Annotated in this window: 23 protein-coding genes; 13 read left to right on the top strand and 10 right to left on the bottom strand. The window is 70.2% G+C overall.

Annotated elements, in window-relative coordinates; all coding sequences use genetic code 11:
* Positions 1-3 precede the first annotated feature (3 nt).
* Genes IEY14_RS14355 through leuB form a run of 3 tightly spaced genes read right to left on the bottom strand, consistent with a single transcriptional unit; the run spans position 4 to position 2,263 of the window.
* A complete protein-coding gene (locus IEY14_RS14355) occupies positions 4-666 on the bottom strand; it encodes a hypothetical protein (protein WP_188909595.1) in 663 nt (220 codons plus the stop codon).
* A complete protein-coding gene (locus IEY14_RS14350) occupies positions 663-1,106 on the bottom strand; it encodes a RusA family crossover junction endodeoxyribonuclease (protein ID WP_188909593.1) in 444 nt (147 codons plus the stop codon). The genes IEY14_RS14355 and IEY14_RS14350 overlap by 4 nt, the downstream gene beginning before the upstream one ends.
* A 47-nt stretch (positions 1,107-1,153) precedes the next feature.
* Positions 1,154-2,263 carry a 3-isopropylmalate dehydrogenase gene (gene leuB, locus IEY14_RS14345; RefSeq protein ID WP_373288978.1) on the bottom strand — a complete coding sequence of 370 codons (1,110 nt, stop codon included), beginning with the start codon at positions 2,261-2,263 and terminating at the stop codon, positions 1,154-1,156.
* Positions 2,264-2,536: 273 nt separating this feature from the next.
* On the opposite strand from leuB, the gene IEY14_RS14340 reads away from it, so the two are divergent.
* Positions 2,537-3,448 carry a mechanosensitive ion channel family protein gene (locus IEY14_RS14340; protein WP_188909589.1) on the top strand — a complete coding sequence of 304 codons (912 nt, stop codon included), beginning with the start codon at positions 2,537-2,539 and terminating at the stop codon, positions 3,446-3,448.
* 20 nt (positions 3,449-3,468) lie between these two features.
* Positions 3,469-3,603: a hypothetical protein gene (locus tag IEY14_RS26165; protein WP_280515046.1), complete on the top strand. Its 135-nt coding sequence runs from the start codon at positions 3,469-3,471 to the stop codon at positions 3,601-3,603.
* A 7-nt stretch (positions 3,604-3,610) separates the two neighbouring features.
* On the opposite strand, the gene IEY14_RS14335 is transcribed toward IEY14_RS26165, so the two are convergent.
* From IEY14_RS14335 to IEY14_RS14310, 6 genes are all read right to left on the bottom strand, one after another.
* Positions 3,611-3,994, bottom strand: coding sequence for a RidA family protein (locus IEY14_RS14335; RefSeq protein WP_188909587.1), 384 nt, complete (start codon positions 3,992-3,994; stop codon positions 3,611-3,613).
* Positions 3,991-4,596, bottom strand: a complete 606-nt coding sequence (leuD, locus tag IEY14_RS14330) for a 3-isopropylmalate dehydratase small subunit (protein ID WP_188909585.1) — start codon at positions 4,594-4,596, stop codon at positions 3,991-3,993. Before leuD ends, IEY14_RS14335 begins: the two co-directional genes overlap by 4 nt.
* A gap of 59 nt (positions 4,597-4,655) precedes the next feature.
* The gene (locus IEY14_RS14325; protein WP_188909583.1) at positions 4,656-5,300 is read right to left on the bottom strand and encodes a class I SAM-dependent methyltransferase; all 645 of its coding nucleotides are present in this window, start codon (positions 5,298-5,300) and stop codon (positions 4,656-4,658) included.
* Between the two features lie 13 nt (positions 5,301-5,313).
* Entirely contained in the window at positions 5,314-5,736 is a 423-nt protein-coding gene (locus IEY14_RS14320) for a metallopeptidase family protein (RefSeq protein WP_188909581.1), read from the bottom strand.
* A gap of 40 nt (positions 5,737-5,776) precedes the next feature.
* Positions 5,777-6,937, bottom strand: coding sequence for an OpgC domain-containing protein (gene opgC / locus IEY14_RS14315; protein ID WP_188909579.1), 1,161 nt, complete (start codon positions 6,935-6,937; stop codon positions 5,777-5,779).
* Positions 6,938-7,081: 144 nt separating this feature from the next.
* Positions 7,082-7,258 carry a hypothetical protein gene (locus IEY14_RS14310; RefSeq protein ID WP_188909577.1) on the bottom strand — a complete coding sequence of 59 codons (177 nt, stop codon included), beginning with the start codon at positions 7,256-7,258 and terminating at the stop codon, positions 7,082-7,084.
* Between the two features lie 319 nt (positions 7,259-7,577).
* Between IEY14_RS14310 and IEY14_RS25940 the strand changes: the two genes are divergently transcribed.
* The 10 genes from IEY14_RS25940 (at position 7,578) to IEY14_RS14265 (ending at position 21,061) form a co-directional block, all read left to right on the top strand.
* Positions 7,578-8,462 carry an ImuA family protein gene (locus tag IEY14_RS25940; protein ID WP_244639487.1) on the top strand — a complete coding sequence of 295 codons (885 nt, stop codon included), beginning with the start codon at positions 7,578-7,580 and terminating at the stop codon, positions 8,460-8,462.
* A gap of 4 nt (positions 8,463-8,466) precedes the next feature.
* Positions 8,467-9,924 carry a Y-family DNA polymerase gene (locus tag IEY14_RS14305; protein WP_244639503.1) on the top strand — a complete coding sequence of 486 codons (1,458 nt, stop codon included), beginning with the start codon at positions 8,467-8,469 and terminating at the stop codon, positions 9,922-9,924.
* A 406-nt stretch (positions 9,925-10,330) separates the two neighbouring features.
* Positions 10,331-13,858: an error-prone DNA polymerase gene (locus IEY14_RS14300; protein ID WP_188909573.1), complete on the top strand. Its 3,528-nt coding sequence runs from the start codon at positions 10,331-10,333 to the stop codon at positions 13,856-13,858.
* A gap of 78 nt (positions 13,859-13,936) precedes the next feature.
* The gene (locus IEY14_RS14295) at positions 13,937-14,161 is read left to right on the top strand and encodes a DUF2188 domain-containing protein (protein ID WP_188909571.1); all 225 of its coding nucleotides are present in this window, start codon (positions 13,937-13,939) and stop codon (positions 14,159-14,161) included.
* Positions 14,162-14,164: 3 nt separating this feature from the next.
* Positions 14,165-14,794 (top strand): hypothetical protein, encoded by a 630-nt coding sequence (locus tag IEY14_RS14290; RefSeq protein WP_210318422.1) that lies wholly within the window; start codon positions 14,165-14,167, stop codon positions 14,792-14,794.
* A gap of 116 nt (positions 14,795-14,910) precedes the next feature.
* Positions 14,911-15,942, top strand: coding sequence for a c-type cytochrome (locus IEY14_RS14285; RefSeq protein WP_188909569.1), 1,032 nt, complete (start codon positions 14,911-14,913; stop codon positions 15,940-15,942).
* A 10-nt stretch (positions 15,943-15,952) separates the two neighbouring features.
* Positions 15,953-18,505 carry a cytochrome c oxidase subunit I gene (gene ctaD, locus IEY14_RS14280; RefSeq protein ID WP_188909568.1) on the top strand — a complete coding sequence of 851 codons (2,553 nt, stop codon included), beginning with the start codon at positions 15,953-15,955 and terminating at the stop codon, positions 18,503-18,505.
* 5 nt (positions 18,506-18,510) lie between these two features.
* Positions 18,511-18,903: a hypothetical protein gene (locus IEY14_RS14275; protein WP_188909567.1), complete on the top strand. Its 393-nt coding sequence runs from the start codon at positions 18,511-18,513 to the stop codon at positions 18,901-18,903.
* Between the two features lie 236 nt (positions 18,904-19,139).
* Complete coding sequence (locus IEY14_RS14270) at positions 19,140-19,781, top strand: cytochrome c oxidase assembly protein (protein WP_244639486.1); 642 nt, start codon at positions 19,140-19,142, stop codon at positions 19,779-19,781.
* On the top strand, positions 19,778-21,061 hold the full coding sequence (locus tag IEY14_RS14265; protein WP_188909566.1) for a c-type cytochrome: 1,284 nt from the start codon (positions 19,778-19,780) through the stop codon (positions 21,059-21,061). Before IEY14_RS14270 ends, IEY14_RS14265 begins: the two co-directional genes overlap by 4 nt.
* A 96-nt stretch (positions 21,062-21,157) precedes the next feature.
* On the opposite strand, the gene IEY14_RS14260 is transcribed toward IEY14_RS14265, so the two are convergent.
* Positions 21,158-21,835 carry an SH3 domain-containing protein gene (locus IEY14_RS14260; RefSeq protein WP_188909565.1) on the bottom strand — a complete coding sequence of 226 codons (678 nt, stop codon included), beginning with the start codon at positions 21,833-21,835 and terminating at the stop codon, positions 21,158-21,160.
* A gap of 152 nt (positions 21,836-21,987) precedes the next feature.
* Between IEY14_RS14260 and IEY14_RS14255 the strand changes: the two genes are divergently transcribed.
* Positions 21,988-22,797, top strand: coding sequence for a polyphosphate kinase 2 family protein (locus IEY14_RS14255; RefSeq protein WP_188909564.1), 810 nt, complete (start codon positions 21,988-21,990; stop codon positions 22,795-22,797).
* The last annotated feature ends 17 nt before the right edge of the window (positions 22,798-22,814 follow it).

Genomic DNA, 22,814 nt, shown 5'->3' with positions numbered 1-22,814 from the left:
GCCTCAAGCAGCGGCGGATTCCGCGTCTAGTTCAGCGCGCAGGTTTTCGATCAGGCGCATCACCTGCCGCACCTCTTCCGAGGATGGCGCGAGTTCGGTCGGGTCGAGATGCATGAGTTCGCCCCGCCGGCGCCAGGCAAGGTCGAAGCTCTCGAAAAGCGGCTTCGGGAGCACGCCCCGGACCACCAGTTCCCGCGCCACGTCCCGCGTCGCCATATGATCGACCTTCAGGCCTTCGAGGCGGCCGGCTTCCGTTATCAATAGGCCGGCGGCATGGGCGGCGTAATCGAGGGCCATGTCGGACAGACCCGCCGCGAGGGCCCGATCCACCTTATCCGCCAAAGTGGCCAATTGCTCCCGGGTCGCAAGCCTGCCGGCGGGCTCGGGCGCGATCGCGATGAGTTCGAACCGCCAGCCGGGCAGCCGCGCCACCCGGTCTGCGACGAGGGTCAACTCGTTCGCCTTGCGCACGGCATCGCTTTGCTTGACCTCGACCAGAACGGTTTCCCGCCCGTTCGTGGCGATGAGATCCGGCACATAGCCTTCCAATCCCTGCGGCAGTTCGATCGGCCCCCTCGGAACGAGAGCCGTATATCCCCTACGGCGATATTGGCGCGCGACGGCTCGGATTTTCGTCTCTTCGGGAGTGAGCGATGCTTTCGTCACGACAGAAGGTCCGTCCTCGGAACGTGTCGCGCCACCCTCAGCCAGAGGAATTCGTCGCCTCTGCTCAAGGCGGCGGCGACGACGGGCGACATATGCCGCACGATATAGGAACCGTCGATGTCGCTCCAGTCCACATGCAGTTCGAGGACCTGCCGGTCGTCGGCATAGATGACGCCCTGCATGGCATCGAGCATCGGCTTGGCCAGATTGTCCCGGTCCTTCGTGGCGACCTGGCTGAATTCGGTGATCCAGACCGTCAGGCCTCCCGACAGCAACTCCCCGCCATGCGCCGCCATGGCGGCGGCGCGGACCTTGTCCCTCCAGGCATGGAGCAAAGGCTTCCGCCGGGCGCGAAACGACACGGCGGGTCCGGCGACGCTGAAATCGAGAAGGGGCGGAAGCGGGACGAGGGTCTCGTTCCGCCGCTTCGGGCCGCGCATCACATCGTCCGCTTCACGAGCCGAGTCGCCGCCGGATCATCCGGCTTTCAACCCGCCAGCTTCGCCTCGAAGGCCTTCAGCACGGCGGCGCCCATCTCGGTGGTGCCGACCTGGCGGCAGCCGGGGGCCATGATGTCGCCGGTGCGGGTTCCGCTTTCCAGCACCTCGGCGACCGCCGCCTCCAGCGCCTCGGCTTCGCGGATCATCGCGAAGGAATAGCGCAGGCACATCGCGAAGGAGGCGATCATCGCGATCGGATTGGCGATCCCCTTGCCGGCGATGTCCGGGGCCGAGCCGTGGACGGGCTCGTACATGGCGCGGCGCCGGCCGGTGGTCTCGTCGGGGCGCCCGAGCGAGGCCGAGGGCAGCATGCCGAGCGAGCCGGTCAGCATCGCCGCGATGTCGGACAGCATGTCGCCGAAGAGATTGTCCGTCACGATCACGTCGAACTGCTTGGGGGCGCGCACGAGCTGCATGCCGCCGGCATCGGCCAGCATGTGGTCGAGCGCGACGTCGGGATAGTCGCGGCCGGTCTGCGTCACCACCTCGTTCCAGAGCACGCCCGACTTCATGACGTTGCGCTTCTCCATGCTCGTCACGCGGCCGCGGCGCGTCCGGGCCAGCTCGAAGGCGACGCGGGCGATGCGCTCGATCTCGAACGTGTCGTAGACCTGGGTGTCGATGCCGCGCTTCTGGCCGTTGCCGAGATCGAGGATCTCCTTCGGCTCGCCGAAATAGACGCCGCCGGTCAGCTCGCGCACGATCAGGATGTCCAGCCCGTCGACGAGCTCGCGCTTCAGCGAGGAGGCCTCGGCCAGCGCCGGATAGCAGATGGCGGGGCGCAGATTGGCGAAGAGCTCGAGATCCTTGCGCAGCCGCAGGAGACCCGCCTCGGGGCGCTTCTCGTAGGGCACGCCGTCCCATTGCGGGCCGCCCACCGCGCCGAACAGCACCGCGTCGGCGGCCAGCGCCTTCGCCATGTCCGCCTCCGAGATCGGCAGGCCGTGCGCGTCCAGCGCCGCGCCGCCGACGAGGCCGCGCTCGACCGTGAAGCCCGCTCCCGCCTCGCGATTGAGGAGGTCGATCAGCGCCTCGACCTCGGCCATCGTCTCAGGGCCGATGCCGTCGCCGGGAAGCAGGAGGAGGCTGCGCGACATGACAAATTCCTTCATCTCGAAATGTCGCGTTTTCGTTAGTGCCGGTGCCGCAAGGGCGCAAGCGTCCCGTTCACCTCGATGGCGGCCAGCTCCTTGATAATGCCTGAAAACGGACATGATCCGGCAAGCCTTTCTTAAGCCTCGGACGGGATAACGAACCCATCCGAGCGATGGCGCGGCCTTACGGCGAAGACGATGATTTCTTGAGGGAAATCGCCGTCCGACACCGCTTGCCGCACCATCCTTTCCGCGTTCCGCCGTCCCGAGCATTCCATGCCGAGCTTCATCACCGCGAAACTCGCCGAGAATATCGGCCTCAGCCTCTGCATCCTCGGCCTCGCCTTCGTCGGCCGCTTCCTGGTCGAGCGCGCGGTGACGCGCGAGGCCGACCGGCTGGTGGCGCGCCAGCGGCGCTTCACCGTGCGGGCGCTCGCCAATCTCCTCGTCGCCTTCGCGCTGCTGGCGGTCTGGATGAGCGAGATCCAGAACCTCGTCTTCTCGCTCACCGCCGTCATGGTGGCGCTGGTGGTGGCGACGAAGGAGCTGATCATGTGCGCGGCGGGCGCGGTGCTGCGCTTCGGCGGCCAGCTCTTCAAGGTCGGCGACCGGATCGAGATCGCCGGCCTGCATGGCGAAGTGATCGATCATGGCCTGTTCTCGACGACCATCATGGAACTGCCGCATCACGGCTTCGGCCATCTGTCGACCGGACGGCGCCTGACCCTGCCGAACTCGGTGCTGCTCGCCGGCACGGTGCGGGTCGAGGCGCAGCCGCGCCATTTCGCGCCGCATCGCTTCACGCTGACGCTCGAACATCCGGTGCCGGTCGAGGCGGCGGTGGCGCGGCTGGAGGGGGCCTGCGCCGAGGCGCTTGCCTGCGACGCCGACCGGGCGGCGCGCTTTCACCGCATGACGGCGGCCAAGCTCGGCACGGAGATCGACGGGCCGGGCCATGCGGTGACGGTGACGACCACCGAGTTCGGCAAGCTGCAATTCACGGTGATGCTCTATTGCCTGGTGAAGGACGCGCATGCCCTCCAGCAGAAGGTGACGCGCGCCTTTCTCGCCGAGGCGCTGACGGCGGCGCCGCCGCTCGCCGCCCCCGCCGCCAAGCCCCAGGAGGGCTGGCCCGAGATCGCCCGGCGGCTCGGCCAGCAGCCGCAGCTCCGCTCCAACGCCGCATGATGACCGGAAGGAGAGACCGCATGACCCTCGCCGCCCTCCACCCGTCCCGCCACGGTGCCGCCGGACCGGCCCGCACGAATCCGCGCGCCGCGCTTCGGCCGGGCGACGTCGTGCAGCGCGAGGGCGAGACGCGCTCCCGCCTGCCGCGCCGCTGAGCGGAGATCAGCCGCGAAAGGCCGTCGCCTCGATCTCGAGTTTCATCTCGGGCTTCAGAAGCCCGGCGACGATCAGCATCGCGGCCGGACGGATCGCGCCGAGGCGCCGGCCCGAGACCTCGAAGAGCTCCGGCGCGAAGGCGGGATCGGTCACGACATAGTTGACGCGCACCAGATCGGCGAGCGCGAAGCCCGCCTCGCCGAGGGCGCGCTCGATCGTGGCGAAGGCGTTCTCGGCCTGGGCGGCGACGCTGTCCGGCATCGCCATCGCCGCATAGTCGTAGCCGGTCGTGCCGGCCACGAAGCACCAGTCGCCCTGGACGAGGGCGCGGGAATAGCCGGCCTCGCGCTCGAAGGGCGAGCCGGTGGAGACGAGGCGCCGCGCCGTCACACCCAGGGCCGCTCCTCGGCCATGCGGGTCTCGAAATTCTCGATGCCCTTCGCCTTCTCCATGGTGAGGCCGATATCGTCGAGCCCGTTGAGCAGGCAGTGCTTGCGGAACGGGTCGATGTCGAAATGCACCGTGCCGCCGTCCGGCCCGTGGATCTCCTGCTTTTCCAGGTCGATGGTGATCCTGGCATTGGCGCCGCGCTCGGCATCGTCGAGAAGGAGCTGGAGCACCTCCGGCGAGACGGCGATTGGCAGGATGCCGTTCTTGAAGCAGTTATTGTAGAAGATGTCGGCGAAGGACGTGGAGATCACGCAGCGGATGCCGAAGTCGAGCAGCGCCCAGGGCGCGTGCTCGCGCGAGGAACCGCAGCCGAAATTGTCGCCGGCGACGAGGATCTCCGCTTGGCGATAGGCCGGCTTGTTCAGGACGAAGTCCGGGTTCTCCGAGCCGTCCTCCAGATAGCGCAGATTGGCGAAAAGGCCCTTGCCGAGGCCGGTGCGCTGGATGGTCTTCAGATAGTCCTTCGGAATGATCATGTCGGTATCGACATTGACGATGGGCATCGGCGCCGCGACGCCCGTCAGGTGATCGAACTTCTGCATGGGGCTCACCCTGGAATGGTTCGCCGCCCCTCTAGCACCCCGCGGCCCGCGCCGCAAAATCAGGGGGCGAGGGTGAAGACGCCGCTCGGCACCGGCGCGGCCCTGCCGACCTCGGCGGTCTCGTAGCGGGCGAGGAGGCGCAGGCGGGCGAGCGGCAGGGCGGCGCGCCAGGGATCGCCGATCAGCACCGCGGCGCCGCCTCGGGCGGCCCGTTCGAGAAAGGCGAGGACGCGCGCCGCCAGATCCGGCGCGTAGAACAGGTCGCCGGCGAGGACGAGATCGACCGCCGGCGGCTCGCCGGAGAGAAGATCCTCCGCCGTCACGGCGATCTCGACGCCGTTCAGCCGCGCATTCAAGGCGAGCGCCGCCCGGGCATAAGGGTCGATCTCCGCCGCGAGGACCTCGCGCGCGCCGGCCTTCGCCGCCGCGATGGCGACGAGGCCGGAACCGGCGCCGAGATCGAGCACCCGGCGCCCGGCCGCGATCTGCGGATGGTCGAGGAGATGGCGGGCGAGCGCCAGGCCGCCGGCCCAGGGATAGGCCCAGTAGGGCGAGCCGAAGCCCGCCGCGTCGCGCGCCGCCAGGCGGTTGAGCCCGCTCGCGGGCGAGGCGCGGTGCAGGCGGACCTCCGGAATGCCGGGCACGGCCACCACCGGCAGATGGGCCTCAATGAAGGCGGCCGCGTCCACCGGGCGGTCCGTCATGGGAACGGCGTCCTCAGACCGCCGAGACCTCGATGCGCTCCATGTCCTCGTCCGACAGGCCGAAATGATGGCCGATCTCGTGGATCAGGACATGGCTGACGAGATCGCCCAGCGCCTCCTCGTGCTCGGCCCAATAATCGAGGATCGGCCGGCGATAGAGATGGATGCGGTTGGTCAGTTCCCCGGTCGCCGGGATGTCGGCCTCGCCGACCGGGCGGCCCTCGAAGAGGCCGAGAAGATCGAAGGGCGATTCGAGCTCCATCGCCTCCACCACCTCGTCCTCGGGAAAGTCGGCGACGATCAGGCGGATCTCGCCGGACAGGCGGCGGAAATCCTCCGGCAGGGCGGCATAGGCGTCCTGCGCGAGGGATTCGATCTCGTCGAGGCTCGGCGCGTGGCGCCGTGTCCAGTCCCCGGTCTGATCGTGTCTTGCCATGCCGTCCCGGCCCCGTCGCGAATCGTCCGTCCTGCGATGGTTATAGCGCGGCGGAGGTGGAAACAGGGGGGCGCGGCGCGCTTCTTCGCCGCTCGCGGCGCGCCGCTTCCTTGCGCGTCGCCAGACGGAGCTGGACGAGCGTGCCGAGGATGAGGAGCGCCGATTGCAGGGCGAGCGGCACCTCGGCGCTCGCCGCCATCACTCCTTGCGCGACCGTCGACAGGGCCAGCCCGCAGGCGAAGACCGGCAGGCTGTGCCGCCCGGCCGCCCGCACCGGCTCCAGCCAGGGCGCCCGGCAGGCGCGGCGCACGATGTCGAGATTCCAGGCGAGATAGACGATGGCGAGCGCGTCGAGGAGGCGCAGGACGCCGCAGAAGGCCTTCGACACGAAGAGGGCGGTGAGCGCGTGCTCGCGCGCTTGGAGTTCGAGCCCCGCCGGCGTGAACTGGAGGGCGAAATTGGCCGGAATGCTGAGAAGCGCGACGGCGGCGGCGAGGCGGAACAGCCAGGGCCGCTCGGGAAAGGGCGGCAGCCCGCGCCGCAGCCGCAGGCCGAGGACGAGACCGAGAACCAGCACCCATTGCCAGGACAGGGGGTCGAAATGCCAATGGCCGCCCTCCTGCACGCGATTGACGAAATCGGCATGCGTCGCCCCGGCGAGAAGCCAGAGGGCGAGCGAGCCGGCGACGAGCAGGGCGACCGAGCGCCGGGCGAGCGCGAGCAGCAACGGCAGCGCCCCCATCAGCACCACATAGAGCGGCAGGATGTCGAGATTGGCCGGCAAGGCGACGAGCAGGGCCGCGTCGGCGACGAAGCGCAGCGGCGCGGCGCGCAGGCTCTCCACCTGCCAGGCGGCGAGCGTGCCCGGGTCCTCGATCAGGAAGCGGCCGGCGCCGAAGGGCCAGGGCAGGAGCACGAGGGCGACGAGCCCGGCGACGAGCGCCAGATGGACGCGATAGATCTGGAAGGCGCGGACGAGGATGCGGCGGACGGGCAGGCCCTGCCGGGGATCGCGCGGCATATAGGCGAGCACCGCCGACATTCCGGCCATCATCACGAAGAGCTCGGACGCGTCGGCGAAGCCCCGGCTCTGCTGGAGCGCGTAGGAAAAGGAGAAATTGCAATGGGCGGCGAAGATCAGGAGCAGGCAGAGACCCCGGATCAGGTCGATGCGCTCCTCTCGGCCGGCCCCTTCCGCCATCCGCCCCTCGCCCCCTCGTCGCGCCCGTTCGGGGTGCCGACCGGGCAGCTATAGGCCACAAGAGGACAAGACGAGGTTAAGGCGGGGCGCTTCGCAGTGCGGCCCTCCGGCGGGTACGGGCGCGTCCGGCCCGCCGATGCCGGCTCAGCCGCCGCCGGTCTGCTTGGCCTCGTCCTGCGTCGTCACGCGCCCGCTCGGCGCGCCGGTATTGTCGGTCGGCCCGGCGCCGCTGCCGACGCGGGCGGGCGGCGTCTCGTTGTTGCAGGCGGCAAGTCCCCATCCCGCGACGAGCAGGGCAATGGCGGCGCTGGTTCGTTTCATGGCGTCCTCTCCGGTCTCGGAGGGCAACGGGTGGGCGGCACCGAGGTTGCCGGCGCGGCCGCCTTTCGCGGTTTCTCGCGCCATCAACAGGAAATTTTTCCTCTCATGGGATTGCTTGACTCTTCCCGAGGGCTCTGGAATCCCTAAGAACATATCAGGAACGACAGGAGTCGTCTTGTCGATGTCGATGTGAACCTGGCGCGATCGCGCGGCTCGTCCGGCGGGATCGCGGTGGCACGCGGCATGCGGGGCGTCTCGCCTCTCGTGGAAGAGGAAGGAACGGCCGTGGCGTGAAGGCGCGCGGGCGGGGGAGATCGTCATGGCGTTTACGGCCGTGGAGGATGGACGGGAAAGGGCGGCGGCGCGCCCGGCGGAGAAGGTCGCGGCACTGCGCGCGGCGCTGGCGCGGCTCGCCGACGTCCCCGACGCGGCGGCGGAACAGGAGCCGCTTCAGCCGCTCGGCCTGCCCGCGCTCGACGCGGCGCTCGGCGGCGGTCTGCCGGGAGCGGGGCTGTCCGAGCTCCATGGCGACGAGACGCGCGGCATCGGCGCGGCGACGGGCTTCGCCCTGGCGCTCGCGGTGCTGCGCCGCGCCTCGGCGCGGCGTCCCCTCCTCTGGATCGGCACGGCCCTGTCCTTCGGCGAGGCCGGCGCGCTCTACGGGCCGGGCCTCGCGGCGGCCGGGCTCGATCCGGCGGCGCTGTTCTCCATCCGCACCCGGCGCCTCGTCGACGCGGTCTGGGCGGCGGAGGAAGCGGTGCGCTCCGGCCTTGCCGCCCTCACCGTCCTTGAGGCGCGCGGCAACCCGCCGCTTCTGGAGCTCGAAGGCACGCGGCGCCTGCATCTGCGCGCGCAGAAGGGCGGCGCGCCGCTCCTGCTCCTGCGCCAGGGCGGCCGGGCGGAGCCGACGGCGGCGCCCTTGCGCCTGCGGATCGCGGCCCACGGCTCGCGCCCGCCGCCCGAATTCGCCGATCTCGCGCGGCTCGTCGGCCGGCCGGCCTTCGCGCTCGCCATCGAGAAGAGCCGCGCCCACCGCTTTCAACAGGTCCTCGTCGAATGGAACGCCCATGACCGTCGCTTCGAACTCGCCCCCGACGACCGCCGCCGCGCGGATCCTGGCCCTGCGCTTGCCGCGCCTGCCGACGGACCGGCTGCGACGCCTGGAGCTCGGCCGCGCCTGGCGCTCGGCCGGCGCCGTTCCTGACACGGTGCCGCCGCTCGTCCTCTTCGAGCGGGAAGGCAATGCCGATCGCGTCGCGGCGCTCTGCGAGACGGCGAGCGCGGCGGGTCTGCGGCCGGGACTCGGCCTCGCCGAGGCGCGGGCGCGCTTTCCCGGCTTCGACTTCCGCCCGCGCGAGCGGGAGGCCGAGGCGCGGCTGCTCGGCGCCGTCGCCGACTGGTGCGACCGCTATACGCCGCTCGTCGCGGTGGACGCGCCCTTCGGCCTCCTTCTCGACATTTCGGGCTGTGCCCATCTCTTCGGCGGCGAGAAGGCGCTGGTGGACGATCTTCTCACCCGGCTCTTCGCCCTGGGGCTGGCGGCCGAGGCCGTCGTCGCCTCGCATCCCGGCGCGGCGCTCGCGCTCGTCGGCCATGTCGCCTCCGGCCCGCTCGCGCCCGGCGAGGAGGCCGAGGCGGTGCGCCCCCTGCCCGTCGAGGCGCTGCGCCTCGACCCGGAGCTTGCCGCCAAGCTGCGGCGCCTCGGGCTGAAGCGCGTCGGCCAGCTTCTCGACCTGCCGCGCGAAAGCCTCGCCAAGCGCTTCGGCGAGGCGCTGACCGAACGCCTCGCCGAAGCCTCCGGCCGCCGGCGCCGGCCGATCAGCCCGCGCCGCATCGTGCCGTCGCTCATCGCCGAGCGGCGCTTCGCCGAGCCGATCGCCCTCCTGGAGGATGTCGAGCGGGTGATCCTGTTCCTCGCCGCCCGGCTGGAGCGCGATCTCGAACGGCGCGGCGAGGGCGGCCGGCGCTTCGAACTCTCGCTCTTCCGTCTCGACGGCCATGTCGAACATGTCGGCGTCGGCGCCGCCGCGCCGGTGCGCGAGGCCGAGCGCATCGCCCGGCTGTTCCGCGAACGCCTCGCGGGAGCGGCCGAGCGGCCCGATGCCGGCTTCGGCTACGATCTCATCCGCCTCGGCGTGCCGCTCGCCGAAGCCATGCCCGACCGCCAGGTGGAGCTCGACCGCTCCGAAGCCCTCGGCGAGGAGGATCTCGTGGCGCTGCTCGACCGCCTCTCCGCCCGGCTCGGCGAGGCGAGCGTGACGGCGACGCTGCTCGCCGGCAGCCATTGGCCGGAGCGCGCCGAGCGCCGGCAGACGGCCGGCGCGGCGCTCGGCGCGCGGGATAAGAGTGCCGCGCCCCACCGCGAAGCCCCGCCCGAGACGGACCGGCCGACGCGGCTGCTCGACCGGCCGGAGCCCGTCGAGATCACGCAGCTCCTGCCGGAAGGGCCGCCGCTCCATTTCCGCTGGCGACGCGCGCTGCATGTCGTGAAGAGCTTCGAGGGACCGGAGCGCATCGCCGCCGAATGGTGGCGCGACGCGGCCGCGCCAGCCCGCGACTACTACCGCATCGAGGACGAGCGCGGCCGGCGCTACTGGCTGTTCCGCCAGACGGCGGCCCGCGACGCCGCCCGGCCCGACTGGTTCATGCACGGCCTCTTCGCATGAGCCGGAAGCCGGATTTGGCGGCCCGGCCGGCGACGAGGACGCGCTTGTCCTTGGGGCAGGCTTCGGTCGGGGGAAAAGAGCGGAGCATCGTCGGGAACCTCCGCGCGGATCGAAGGCTCACGCCTTCGCACCCCCCTCTGCCTGCCGGCATCTCCCCCTCATGGGGGGAGATCGGGCTAGTGGCGGACGGTTGTACCCGGCATCGTGTCGGGTTCAGAAATTGCGAAACCTCATCGCTGCGATCTCCCCCCTTGAGGGGGAGATGGGCGGCAGCCCAGAGGGGGGTGGCGAGCGAAAGCGAGGTCCAACCTTTCCACTTCAGAGATCGACGCCCTCCCGCTCCTCCTGCCACGGCCCAAAACGAGACCGGCCCCGTCGCGGGCAAGGGCGGAAAGCCGCGTACCCCATGAGCGGGCCCGCCTATGCCGAGCTGGCGCTCGCCTCGAACTTCTCCTTTCTGCGCGGCGCCTCGCGGGCCGAGGAGCTGGCCGTCGCGGCCGATGCGCTGGGGCTTGCCGGCTTCGGCCTCGCCGACCGCAACAGTCTGGCCGGCGTGGTGCGCGCCTATCAGGCGGCCCGCGAGATCGGCATTCCCTTCCGGCCGGGCGCCCGTCTCGTCTTTTCCGACCGCGCGCCGGACGCCCTCGCCTATCCGCGCGACCGGGCGGGCTGGGGCCGGCTCTGCCGGCTGCTCAGCCGCGGCAACCTGCGCGCGACGAAGGGCGAATGCCGGCTGCATTTCGACGATCTCGTCGAATGGGGCGAGGACCTGTCGATCGCCCTTCTCGCCCCGGCCGAGCTCGGCCGGACGGGGCCGGCGGCCGAGCGGGCGGCGGGCGCGCTCCAGCACCGGCTGGCGCTGCTCGCCAACCGCTTTCCCGGCGCCGTGCGCCTCGCCTGCGCGCCGCGCCTCGACGGGTGCGACCGCCGCCGCCTCGCCCGGGCGGCGCTCGTCGCGGCGAAGGCCGGGGTGCCGCTGATGGCGGCCGGCGACATCCTCTATCACGCGCCGGAGCGCCGCCCGCTGCAGGACGTGATGACGGCGATCCGCGAGCATGCGACGGTGGCCGAGGCCGGCACCCGCCTCCTGCCGAATGCCGAGCGGCATCTGAAGGGCCCGACCGAGATGGCGCGGCTCTTCGCCGACCATCCGGCGGCGCTGTCCGAGAGCCTACGCTTCTTCGAGGAGCTCGGCTTCGACCTGAAGAGCCTGCGCTACGAATATCCCGACGAGGTCTCGGCCCTCGGCATGGCGCCGGCCGAGGCCCTGCGCCGCATGACCTACGAGGGCGCCGCCTGGCGCTATCCGCATGGGCTGCCGGAGGCGCTGCGCCGGACGATCGAGCACGAGCTCGGCATCATCGCCGAGCTCGAATACGAACCTTATTTCCTCACCGTCCGCGCCATCGTCCGGGCGGCGCGCGAGGAGCTCGGCATCCTGTGCCAGGGGCGCGGCTCGGCGGCCAATTCCCTTGTCTGCTACTGTCTCGGCATCACCGAGGTCTCGCCGGAGCGCGCCGGCCTCCTGTTCGAGCGCTTCATCTCGCCCAAGCGCGGCGAGCCGCCGGATATCGACATCGATTTCGAGCACGAGCGGCGCGAGGAGATCATCCAGTGGATCTACGGGAAATACGGCCGCGACAATGCCGCCCTCGGCGCGACCGTCATCTCCTATCGCGCCCGTTCGGCGCTGCGCGAGGTGGGCAAGGCCTTCGGCCTGTCGGAGGACGCGGTGGGCGCGCTGTCCGGCTCGGTCTGGGGCTACGAGGCGCATGACATCGGCGCCCGCGACGCCGCCGCCGCCGGCCTTTCGGCGACGGACCCGGCGGTCGCCCATGTTCTCGGCCTCGCCTCCGAGCTCGTCGGCTTTCCGCGCCACCTGTCGCAGCATGTCGGCGGCTTCGTCCTGACGCGCGGGCGCATCGACGAGGTCGTGCCCGTCCTCAACACCGGCATGAAGGGCCGCACCATCGTCGAATGGGACAAGGACGATCTCGACGAGCTCGGCATCCTGAAGATCGACATCCTGGCGCTCGGCATGCTGTCTTGCCTGCGGCGCGGCTTCGATCTCCTCCGGGCGCATTACGGCGAGACGGTCACGCTCGCCAGCCTTTCGGAAGCACCCGACGACGCGGCGACCTATGCCATGACGCGCCGCGCCGACACGCTCGGCGTCTTCCAGATCGAGAGCCGGGCGCAGATGACCATGCTGCCGAAGCTCCGGCCGGACAAGTTCTACGACCTCGTGATCGAGGTGGCGATCGTGCGGCCGGGACCGATCCAGGGCGACATGGTGCATCCCTATCTGCGGCGGAAGATGGGGCTGGAACAGGCCACCTATCCCCGGCCGGAACTGCAGAAGATCCTCGAAAAGACGCTCGGCGTGCCGCTCTTCCAGGAGCAGGCGATGCAGATCGCCATCGACGCCGCCGGCTTCACGCCGGCCGATGCCGACGGGCTGCGCCGCGCCATGGCGACCTTCAAGCGCTCCGGCACCATCCATCACTACGAGGAGAAGCTGATCGACGGCATGATGGCGCGCGGCTACGAGCGGGGCTTCGCCGAGCGCTGCTACGCCCAGATCAAGGGCTTCGGCGAATATGGCTTCCCGGAAAGCCACGCCGCCTCCTTCGCGCTGCTCGTCTATGCCTCCGCCTGGCTGAAATGCCATTACCCGGACGTCTTCTGCGCCGCCCTTCTCAACGCCCAGCCGATGGGCTTCTACGCTCCGGCGCAGATCGTGCGCGACGCCGCCGATCACGGCATCGCCGTCCGGCCGGTCGACGTGAACCATTCGCACTGGGATTCGACCCTGGAACCCGATCCCTTCGAGCCGCGCCGCCTCGCGCCGCGCCATGCCGAGATGGCGCCGGCGATCCGCAGCACCCGCGCGGTGCGGCTCGGCCTCCGGCGGGTGAAGGGGCTCGGCGAGGCCGAGATGCGGCGCCTCGCCTGGATTCGCGAGACGTCCGGCGCCTTCGATTCCGTGCGCGGCCTCTGGTTGCGCACCGGCCTGCCGCGCGCCGCCATCGCCCGCCTCGCCGAGGCGGACGCCTTCGGCTCCCTCGGCCTGTCCCGCCGCGAGGCGATGTGGGCGGCCGAGGCGCTGGAGGCGAGCCCGGCCGCCGCGTCGCTGCCGCTCTTCCAGGCGATCGACGGCGAGAGCGCCGCGCGGGAACGGGAAGCCGTACTACCCAGTATGCCGCCCGGCGAGGAGGTGATCAACGACTATCGCTTCCTGTCGCTGTCGCTGAAGGCGCATCCGGTGGCCTTCGTGCGCCAGACGCTCGACGCGCGGCGCGTCCTGCCGCATGCGGCGCTCGCCTCCTGCCGCTCCGGCACGCGCGTCACGGTCGCCGGCCTCGTCCTGGTGCGCCAGCGGCCGGGCTCGGCCAAGGGCGTGATCTTCATGACGCTGGAGGACGAGACCGGCGTCGCCAATGTCATCGTCTGGCCGAAGATGTTCGAACGCTTCCGCCCGCTCGTGCTCGGCGCGCGCTTCGTGAAGGTGACGGGCCGCATGCAGTCGGATCACGGCGTGATCCATGTCGTGGCCGAGACGCTGGAGGACCTGTCGGGTCTCCTGACGCGGATCGCCGGCGGGGCGGAGGCGGAGACCGGCCCCGTCGCGCCGGCCGACCATGTGCGCCATCCGCTGCGCCGCGGCCATCCGCGCCATCGCACGCCCGCCGCCGTGCCGGAGGAGACGGGGCTGACCATGGGCGACATCCTCGCCCGGGCGGATGAGCTGCGCCGGCCGATCGACGAGGGCCGCCTCGCCGGCCAGCGGATGGACCGTGCCCGCCGCCTCGCCATCGCGGCGAGCCGCATCGACGCGACGGCGCTCGGCCGCGACGGCGCCCCGCCCCCGGACACCGAGCCGCCGGACCGGGACCTCGCCGCCGTCCTGCCGCGCGGCCGCAACTTCCACTGACGGAAGGACGAAAAGGATTTGGGTCGCGGCTTTGAGTTGCATTATGCTTCCGGTCCACAGAGCCGGAAAGGAGAGGCGATGACCAAACGCGGTCAGCACGTCGTACCGAAGGGCGACAAATGGAGCGTCAGGAAAGCCGGAGCCTCGCGGGCTTCGGGTGTCTTCGCGACCCAGGAGGAAGCGATCACCCGAGCCCGCGACCTTGCCCGAACCGAGAAGACCGAGCTCTTCATCCACGGTCGCGACGGACGCATCCGCGAGCGAAACTCCTATGGCGACGATCCGCATCCGCCCAAGGGGTGAGGAGTGATCGACCCGAGTTTCGAGTCTTCCGTCTTCATCAACTGCCCGTTCGACCGGGATTATGCGGCGATCCTTCAGGCGATGCTGTTCTGCATCGTCTATCTCGGCTTCCATCCGCGTCTCGCGACCGAGCGCACGGACTCGGCGGAAAACCGCCTGGAGAAGATCCGTGGTTTGATCGAGGCCTCGAAATATTCGATCCATGATCTCAGCCGGTGTCAGGCGGCCAGAAAGGGCGAGCATTTCCGCCTGAACATGCCCTTCGAGCTTGGCATCGACTACGGCTGTCGCCAATATTTCGGTCGAGGACGGGATAAGAAGAAGATCCTCATCCTCGAGGCGAAGCCCTATCGTTATCAGGCGGCCATCTCCGATCTGTCGGGATGCGATATCGATATCCATGACGGCGATTATCAGAAGGCCGTCCGCAAGGTCCGCAACTGGCTCGTGACGGAAGCCGGCGCGCCGGCCGAAGGCGCGGGCAAGATCCTTAACGCCTATGTCGATTTCCAGGAGTGGAACTACCAGAGACAGCTCGCCGCCGGCTTTTCGGACGCCGACATCCAGGATTATCCGACAAGGGAGCTGCTCGACGCGATGCTGGAATGGGTCGCCGCCGGAAAGCCGGTGTGACGGCTCTTCATTTCGCCGGGGCGTGACACATCTGGTTGGAACTATCGCCAGCCGATCGTCGAGCGCATTTCGCGGCGGTCCAGTCCGGGAAGCCGACCCTGAGCAAGACGCGCCCTATGCCGGTTTTCGGCGACGCGCCTTCCGAAAGTACGACGCGACGATGGCGTCACGTCTTTCCGACGGCGCTGCTTCTGCCGATCGCCGGCTGCGCCGGCGCTCAGTCGAGCCTCGATCCCGCCGGCACGGAAGCCGATCTCGTCGCGACGCTGTTCTGGGCGATGACGGGCGGCGGGGCGCTGATCTGGCTCTTCGTCGTCGGCTTCTCGGTCTTCGTCACCAAGATCCGGCCGAGCGCCTATTCCGACGCGGCGGGCGTCCATCTCATCGTCTGGGGCGGCTGCGTCTTTCCGGTCGTCGTGCTCGGCTTCCTCGTCTGGTTCGGCACGGCGGCGATGCCGGACCTGCGCCGCGCCTCCGACGGGCCGCGCATCGCCGTCTCGGGCGAGCGCTTCTGGTGGCGCATCGCCTATGACGTCGAGGGCGAGCCGGGCGTCGCCAGGAGCCTGCCGAAGGGCGGCGTGGCGAGCGCCAACGAGCTCTATCTGCCGCTCGGGCGGCGCAGCGAGATCCTGCTCGGCAGCCCGGACGTCATCCATTCCTTCTGGGTGCCCGCCATCGCCGGCAAGACCGACACGATCCCGGGCCGCGTCAACCGTCTGGTCCTCGAGCCGACGCGCGCCGGCACCTTCAACGGCATCTGCGCCGAATTCTGCGGCACGGCCCATGCCGAGATGGGCTTCCGGGTGATCGTCCTGCCGGAGGCCGACTATCTTGCCCGCGTCGCCGCCGAGGCGGGGCCGGCCGCGCTTACCGCTCATCCGGGCCGCGACCTCTTCCTCGCCCATGGCTGCGGCGCCTGCCACGCGGTGCGCGGCACCGAGGCGGCCGGCACGGTCGGGCCGGATCTCACGCATCTCGCCGCCCGCCGCACGCTCGGCGCTGGCATCCTGCCGATGGACGAGGCGTCGATCGCCCGTTTCGTGCGCGATCCGGGCGCCGTCAAGCAGGGCGCCACCATGCCGCCCTTCCGCCACCTGCCGGAGGCCGAGATCGCGACGATCGCCGCCTGGCTCGGACGATTGCGATGAGCGGCAAGCGATGAGCGACGCGGTCTTTCCCCCGCCTTCCGGCCTCGCCTCGCCGCAGGACGACCCGGCGCTGCGCCGGGCGCAGGAAGCACGGCTGACCAAGGTCTGGGCGAGCCCGAAGGGCTGGCGCTACTGGTCGGACGTCAACAATACCGAGGTCGGCGTCTGGTACACCGCCACCTCCTTCGCCTTCATGCTGTTCGCCGGCGTGCTCGGCCTCCTGATGCGCGTCCAGCTCGCCCGGCCGGACAACGACTTCCTGACCGCGACGATGTACAACCAGATGTACACGCTGCACGGCACGGCGATGATGTTCCTCTTCGCCGTGCCGATCTTCGAGGCGGTGGCGATCATCCTCCTGCCGCAGATGCTCGGCGCGCGCGACCTGCCCTTTCCGCGCCTCTCGGCCTTCGGCTACTGGTGCTTCCTCATCGGCGGCATCTTCGTCTGCGGCTCGATCTTCTTCGGCGAGGCGCCGAATTCCGGCTGGTTCATGTATCCGCCGCTGACGACGGAGGAGCGCTTCACCCCCGGCTACGGCGCCGATGTCTGGCTGCTCGGCCTGTCCTTCATCGAGGTCGCCTCCATCGCCGCCGCCGTGGAGCTGATCGTCGGCACGCTGAAATGCCGCCCGCCCGGCATGCGGCTGAACCTCATGCCGCTCTATGCCTGGTACGTGCTCGTCGTCGCCGGCATGATCCTCTTCGCCTTTCCCCCGCTGATCGCCGGCGACATCCTGTTCGAGCTGGAGCGCCTGTTCGACTGGCCGTTCTTCGATCCGACGCGCGGCGGCGACCCGCTGCTCTGGCAGCACCTGTTCTGGATCTTCGGCCATCCGGAAGTCTACATCGTCTTCCTGCCGGCCATCGCGCTCGTCGCGATGATCGTGCCGACCTTCGCGCGGCGTCCGCTGCTCGGCTATTCCTGGATCGTGCTCGCCGCCGTCGGCACCGGCTTCATCTCCTTCGGGCTCTGGGCGCATCACATGTTCGCCACCGGCCTGCCCTCGATCTCGCTCGCCTTCTTCTCCGCCGCCTCCGAGGCGGTGGCGATCCCGACCGGCGTGCAGATCTTCGTTTTCCTGGCGACGCTGATGACGGGCCGGGTGATCTATTCCGTGCCGATGCTCTTCGTCTCGGGCTCGCTCGCCATCTTCGTGCTCGGCGGCCTCACCGGCGTCATGGTCGCCATCGCGCCCTTCGACTGGCAGGCGCATGACAGCTATTTCGTCGTCGCCCATCTCCATTACGTGCTGATCGGCGGCATGCTCTTTCCGCTCGTCGCCGGGATCTACTACTACTATCCGATCGTCGCGGACCGCCTGCTCTCCGCCCGGCTCGGCCGCTGGGCCTTCTGGCTGATGTTCGTCGGCTTCAACCTCGCCTTCTTTCCCATGCACTGGTCCGGCCTCGTTGGCATGCCGCGCCGCGTCTGGACCTATCCCGAGGCGCTCGGCATCGGCACCGCCAATCTCCTCTCCTCGATCGGCGCCTTCGTCTTCGCCGCCGGCTTCCTCCTCGTCGTCCTCGACGTCCTGCGCCCGAAGGGCAAGGAGGCTCCCGCCGCGCGCAATCCCTGGAATGCCGGCTCGCTCGAATGGCTCGCCGAGATTCCGGGCAAGACCTGGGGCGTGCGCACCGTGCCGCTCGTCACCTCGCGCTACCCGCTCTGGGAGCAGAAGGACTTCCTGAAGGATTACGACGAGGGCCGCTTCTACATGCCCGACGCCGAGGAGGGCCTGCGCGAATGCATGATCACCTCGGTGCTCGACGGCCGGCCGGAACAGGTGCTGCGCGTGCCGGGGCCGAGCTTCATGCCGATGGCGGCCGCCGTCGCGCTCGGCGCCGTCTTCATCCTCGCCACCTTCCACATGTGGACGGCGACGCTCGCCATGATGGTCGTCGCGACGCTCGCGATCCTCGTCTGGACCTGGCGCGGCACCGGCATCCTGCCGGAAAAGGCCGAGAAGGATGTCGGGCTCGGCCTCAGCCTGCCGCTCTACCGCTCCGGTCCGGCCTCCTCCGGCTGGTGGGCGATGTTCATCACCATGACCGGTGACGCCACCGCCTTCTTCGGCCTCGTCTTCGGCTACTACTTCTTCTTCACCATCCATGCCGACTTCCCGCCGCCCGGCGTCGCCGGGCCGGGCACGCTCTGGCCGAGCCTCGCGCTCCTCTTCCATGCCCTCGCCTGGGGCGCGACGCGGCTCGCCTTCCGCCTCAACCGCCGGGGCGGCGTGGCACCGGCCCGGCTGCTGATGGCTTTCGGCGGGCTCGCCGCGCTTCTCGCCGGCGCGCTCCTCACCTACGCGCCCTATGCGACCGGGCTCGAGCCCGCCGCCCATGTCTATCCGGCGATCATCTGGACCCTGGTGATCTGGACCGCCGTCCATACCGGGGTCGGCGCCCTGATGCTCTTCTACTGCCTGGCGCGGTCCTTCGCCGGGCGCCTCACCCCGGATCACGATCTCGACCTGTCGAACGTCGCGCTTTACTGGCACTTCATGGCGATGACCGCCCTGGTGACGGTGGCGACGATCGCTTGGTTTCCCTTGGCGGCCTGAGCTCCATGCGCCTCCTCCGCTTCCATCCCGACCGCCAGACCCGCGACACGCTCTGGACGCTGATCGCCTCGCCGACGATCTGGGCGCTGCATTTCCTCTTCTCCTATGTCTTCGCCGCCTCGGTCTGCGCGCCGAACGAGGCGATCACCCGGACGCTCGGCACGGTGCGGCTCGCGGTCGGCGGCGCGACGCTCCTCGCCCTGGTCCTCATCGCCCTGATCGGCTGGCGGGCCTATCGCGAATGGCGTCACAATGGCGGCCGCTTCCCGCATGACGGGAACACGGCGGAGGAGCGCGAGCGCTTCATGGAATTCTCCAGCGTGCTCCTCGCCGGCCTGTCCTTCGTCGCCGTCGCCTTCGTGGCGCTGCCGGTCTTCCTGATCGCGGATTGCCGATGAGGATGGATCGGGGAAGGGCGATGGAGGTGGCGGGAGGGCGCCTCCCCCTCTCCCGAGTCGGGAGAGGGTGGCCGCGAAGCGGTCGGGTGAGGGAGCCGAAGGGCGCCCCTCCGAAACGGCCAGCATCCGACGGCTCCCTCATCCCCCTGCCGGGACCTTCTCCCGACTCGGGAGAAGGAGGAGGCTCCGCCGCCGGCGGGAACGGAAAGCAGCGTCCAGGCCCCGCCCTCTTCGTCTTGCATTCCGATCTCTGGCCTCTCGCCCTCGGCTCCCTTCTCCTTCTCGCGCTGTGGCTGGGGCCGCTGCCGGAGCGGGCGCGGGGATCGTTCTCGGCGCATATGATCATGCATATGGGGATCGTCGCGGTGGCGGCGCCGCTCCTCGCCCTCGGGCTGACGCGCCGCTTCGGCGCGCGTCTGCCGGCGATGCCGGCCAGCTTCGCGCTTGTCGCCACCTTCGTCGAGATGGTCATCGTCTGGGGGTGGCACGCGCCCGCGCTCCACGACGCGGCGCGGGTCGATCTCCGCGTCACGCTCGTCGAACAGGGCTCCTTCCTTCTCGCCGGCCTTCTCGTCTGGACGGCGGCCTTCGGCGGCGCCGGGCGGGCGGGCCGCTCGCCCAAGCTCGCCGGGGCGGGCGCCCTTCTCCTCACCTCCATGCACATGACGCTGCTCGGCGCCCTTCTCCTCTTCGCCCCGCGCCCGCTCTATGCCTGCGCCACGCTCTGCGCCCCGCTTTCGGCCCTCACGCCTTTGCAGGATCAGGCGGCGGGCGGCGCCATCATGCTGAGCCTCGGCGGCCTCGCCTATCTCTTCGGCGGGCTGGCGCTGGTGGGACGGCTGCTGCGCGACGAACCCGCGAAGGAAGCGGCGGCATGAAGATCCCCATCCTCCTCACCTGGAAGACGCTCGCCGGCGCCGCCGCCTTCGCCCTTCTCGGCGCCCTCGCCGTCGGCTGGTCCGGCCTCGTCTCCGTCGCCGCCAATACCGGCCATTTCGCGCCGGTCGAATGGTTCTTGCACTGGACGCTGCGGAACGCCGTCGCGACGCAATCCCTGACGATCGCCGTGCCGAAGGATGTCGATCTCGCCGACGCGCGGCTGGTGCGGCGGGCGGCGGGCCATTTCGCCACCGGCTGCGCGCCCTGCCACGGCGCGCCGGGCATCGCCCAGACGGCGGAGTTCCGCTCGATGACGCCGCTGCCGCCGCGCCTGGAAACGAAGGTCGGCGAATGGCGCGACCGCGAACTGTTCTGGATCGGCCAGCACGGCATCAAATATTCCGGCATGCCCTCCTGGGCGACGCAGCATCGGCCCGACGAGGTCTGGGCGATGGTCGCCTTCCTGCGCGCCTTGCCGGGCATGAAGCCGGAGACCTATCGCGACCTCGCGCTCGGCGGCCCGGACGGCACGCCCGCGCCGGTCGGCCAGGCCAGCGCCGCGCTGTCGGGGCTCGGCACGGTCGCGCTCGCCGATTGCGCCCGCTGCCATGGCCGCGACGGCGGCACCGGGGGCGGCGCCTTTCCGGCGATCGGCGGCCAGCCCGAAGCCTATCTGCGCGAGACCCTGACGGCCTATGCCGAGGGCCGGCGCGAAAGCGGCTTCATGCAGCCGGCCGCGACCCGCTATCCGCCGGAAATTCTCGCCGAACTCGCCGCCCATTATGCCCGCCAGCCGGCCCAGGGCACAGGTTCCGGCGCGGCGACGCCCGGCACCGCGCCGGGCCTGCCCGAAACGCCGCAAGCGAGCACCGTCCCGGATAGGCCCGCGCCGTCACCGATGGTCGATGCGGCGGCGGCCTCCGCCAGCCGGACGGCGATCGGCCAGGTGGTGGCGCCGAGCGCCGGCCACGGCCCGCCATACGACCGGCCGGGCCTTCTGGCGCTCGGCGAGAGCCTCGCCCGCACCGGCCTGCCCGACCAGAAGATCCCGGCCTGCGAGACCTGCCATGGCGACGGGCGGCGCGCGGCCGACCCGCTCTATCCGAGGCTCGCCGGCCAGCCGGCCTGGTATCTCTCCACCCATCTCCATCTCTGGAAGGAGGGGCATCGCGGCGGCACCGCCGCCGCCCCGCTGATGACCGAGATCGCGATCCACCTCACCGACGAGCAGATCGAGGCCCTCTCGCTCTGGTACGAGGGGCAACCGGCAGGAAACTAAGCCGGCTTAGTTTTGGATTCGCTCCCTCGCCTCTTGCCTGCGGGCGGCTATCGGCGTCTCGCCGTTTCGCCACCCGCCCGGAAAGTTCCGCAGGGATCAGTCCAGATAGCGGCGGCGCGGATCGAAGCGGTCGTTGTCGTAGAGATCGCGGTCGGGGCCGTCGCGACGGAAGTCGTCGCCGCCCGGCGGCGGAGGCGGCGGCAGGCGGCGGCCGTAGCGGTCGTCATAGGGGCGCGGCGGCGGCGGGGGCGGCGGCGCGATGCTGTCGCCATAGGCCTGCCGGTCGCGGTCGCGGTCGCGCCGCCAGCGCTCGCCGTCATCGTCGTCGCGCCGGTCGTAATCCGGGCGCTCGTAGCGGGGGCGGTCATAGCGCGGACGGTCCAGATAGCGGTCGTGATACCAGGGCCGTCCGACATAGTAGCGGCGATGGTAGTCGTAAGGGTCGAAGCCATAGACCGGCACGCCGATCCGCACCGCGATCTGCGGGATCGGCTGGCGGTAGTAGCGCTGGCCGACATAGGCGAGATAGGCGCCGTGCACCCAGCCGCGCTCGCCGTCCCAGCCGACGTCGCACCAGTTGTAGCCGCGCAGGCAGCCGAAGACCGTCACCTGGTCGCCGGCCGGAATCGTGCCGTAGCGCTGGTAGCGCGCCGAGGGGCCGGTGCGGATGTTGAGATCGTTCGTCACCACCGCCGTCGTCGCGGCCAGCGCCGCCCCGGCGGGAAGCGTCAGGCCGAGGCCGAGCGCGAGAAGTCTGACTGCCTTGCGGAACATGCCTCTTCGTCTCCAGGGGATGGGCGGGTGCGGCGCTTGGGCCGTGCGCATCCGATCCATGCCCGATAGGCCCTTCCAACTGAACGCTCCGTGAACGGCTCGCCGCGGCCGCGTCCTGCCGCAGATATGGAGCACCATTCACGGAGCATCCAATGGCCAAGGACGACAAGAAGGGCGGCTTCTCCTTCGCGAAGGAGGACATGGACCGGGAACTGCCGAAGAGCGTGGACTATGACGAGCGGATCGCCGAGCTCCAGACCATGCTGGTCCGGATCGAGCAGGCCTATCTCGGCTCCGACCATTCCGCCGTCATCGTCTTCGAGGGCTGGGACGCGGCCGGCAAGGGCGGCACGATCCGGCGCATCTCGAACGTGCTGGATCCGCGCGGCTTCAAGGTCTGGCCGATCGCGGCGCCGACGCCGGAGGAACTGAAGCGCCATTATCTGTCGCGCTTCTGGCAGCGCCTGCCCGGCAAGGGCGAGATCGCCGTCTTCGACCGCTCCTGGTACGGCCGCGTCCTGGTGGAGCGCGTCGAGGCGATCACGCCGGAGACGGACTGGCGCCGCGCCTATCGCGAGATCAACGAGTTCGAGCGCCTCCTCACCGACAACGGCACGCGGGTGGTGAAGATCTTCCTCGCCATCGACCGCAAGGAGCAGCTCGAACGCTTCGTGAAGCGCATGGACGATCCGCTGAAGCGCTGGAAGCTCTCGGCCGAGGATTTCCGCAATCGCGGCAAGTGGGACGCCTATATCGAGGCCGGCGAGGAGATGATCGCCAAGACCTCCACCGAGGCGGCGCCTTGGCATGTCGTCGCCTCGAACCACAAGAAATATTCGCGCGTCACCGCCATCCAGCATATCGTCGACGACCTGTCGGCCGGGCTCGACCTCACCCCGAAGCCGCTGCCGCCGAACGTGCGCGAGGCCGCCGAACAGGCGATCGCGGCGGAGAAAGGTTGACGAAGCGTTTCACGTGA

The organism is Aureimonas endophytica (assembly GCF_014642635.1).
Taxonomy (GTDB): Bacteria; Pseudomonadota; Alphaproteobacteria; order Rhizobiales; family Rhizobiaceae; genus Plantimonas; species Plantimonas endophytica.
The sequence above is the reverse complement of the archived record's forward strand: the minus strand, read 5'-3'. Positions and strand labels throughout refer to the sequence as shown.

What these genes read in the sequence shown, in the direction of transcription:
- IEY14_RS14350 (WP_188909593.1), bottom strand. Translation starts at nt 1,106, where the DNA reads ATGCGCGGCCCGAAGCGGCGGAACGAGACCCTCGTCCCGCTTCCGCCC.
- leuB (WP_373288978.1), bottom strand. Translation starts at nt 2,263, where the DNA reads ATGTCGCGCAGCCTCCTCCTGCTTCCCGGCGACGGCATCGGCCCTGAG.
- IEY14_RS14340 (WP_188909589.1), top strand. Translation starts at nt 2,537, where the DNA reads ATGCCGAGCTTCATCACCGCGAAACTCGCCGAGAATATCGGCCTCAGC.
- IEY14_RS26165 (WP_280515046.1), top strand. Translation starts at nt 3,469, where the DNA reads ATGACCCTCGCCGCCCTCCACCCGTCCCGCCACGGTGCCGCCGGACCG.
- leuD (WP_188909585.1), bottom strand. Translation starts at nt 4,596, where the DNA reads ATGCAGAAGTTCGATCACCTGACGGGCGTCGCGGCGCCGATGCCCATC.
- IEY14_RS14325 (WP_188909583.1), bottom strand. Translation starts at nt 5,300, where the DNA reads ATGACGGACCGCCCGGTGGACGCGGCCGCCTTCATTGAGGCCCATCTG.
- IEY14_RS14320 (WP_188909581.1), bottom strand. Translation starts at nt 5,736, where the DNA reads ATGGCAAGACACGATCAGACCGGGGACTGGACACGGCGCCACGCGCCG.
- opgC (WP_188909579.1), bottom strand. Translation starts at nt 6,937, where the DNA reads ATGGCGGAAGGGGCCGGCCGAGAGGAGCGCATCGACCTGATCCGGGGT.
- IEY14_RS14310 (WP_188909577.1), bottom strand. Translation starts at nt 7,258, where the DNA reads ATGAAACGAACCAGCGCCGCCATTGCCCTGCTCGTCGCGGGATGGGGA.
- IEY14_RS25940 (WP_244639487.1), top strand. Translation starts at nt 7,578, where the DNA reads ATGGCGTTTACGGCCGTGGAGGATGGACGGGAAAGGGCGGCGGCGCGC.
- IEY14_RS14300 (WP_188909573.1), top strand. Translation starts at nt 10,331, where the DNA reads ATGAGCGGGCCCGCCTATGCCGAGCTGGCGCTCGCCTCGAACTTCTCC.
- IEY14_RS14295 (WP_188909571.1), top strand. Translation starts at nt 13,937, where the DNA reads ATGACCAAACGCGGTCAGCACGTCGTACCGAAGGGCGACAAATGGAGC.
- IEY14_RS14285 (WP_188909569.1), top strand. Translation starts at nt 14,911, where the DNA reads ATGCCGGTTTTCGGCGACGCGCCTTCCGAAAGTACGACGCGACGATGG.
- ctaD (WP_188909568.1), top strand. Translation starts at nt 15,953, where the DNA reads ATGAGCGACGCGGTCTTTCCCCCGCCTTCCGGCCTCGCCTCGCCGCAG.
- IEY14_RS14275 (WP_188909567.1), top strand. Translation starts at nt 18,511, where the DNA reads ATGCGCCTCCTCCGCTTCCATCCCGACCGCCAGACCCGCGACACGCTC.
- IEY14_RS14265 (WP_188909566.1), top strand. Translation starts at nt 19,778, where the DNA reads ATGAAGATCCCCATCCTCCTCACCTGGAAGACGCTCGCCGGCGCCGCC.
- IEY14_RS14260 (WP_188909565.1), bottom strand. Translation starts at nt 21,835, where the DNA reads ATGTTCCGCAAGGCAGTCAGACTTCTCGCGCTCGGCCTCGGCCTGACG.
- IEY14_RS14255 (WP_188909564.1), top strand. Translation starts at nt 21,988, where the DNA reads ATGGCCAAGGACGACAAGAAGGGCGGCTTCTCCTTCGCGAAGGAGGAC.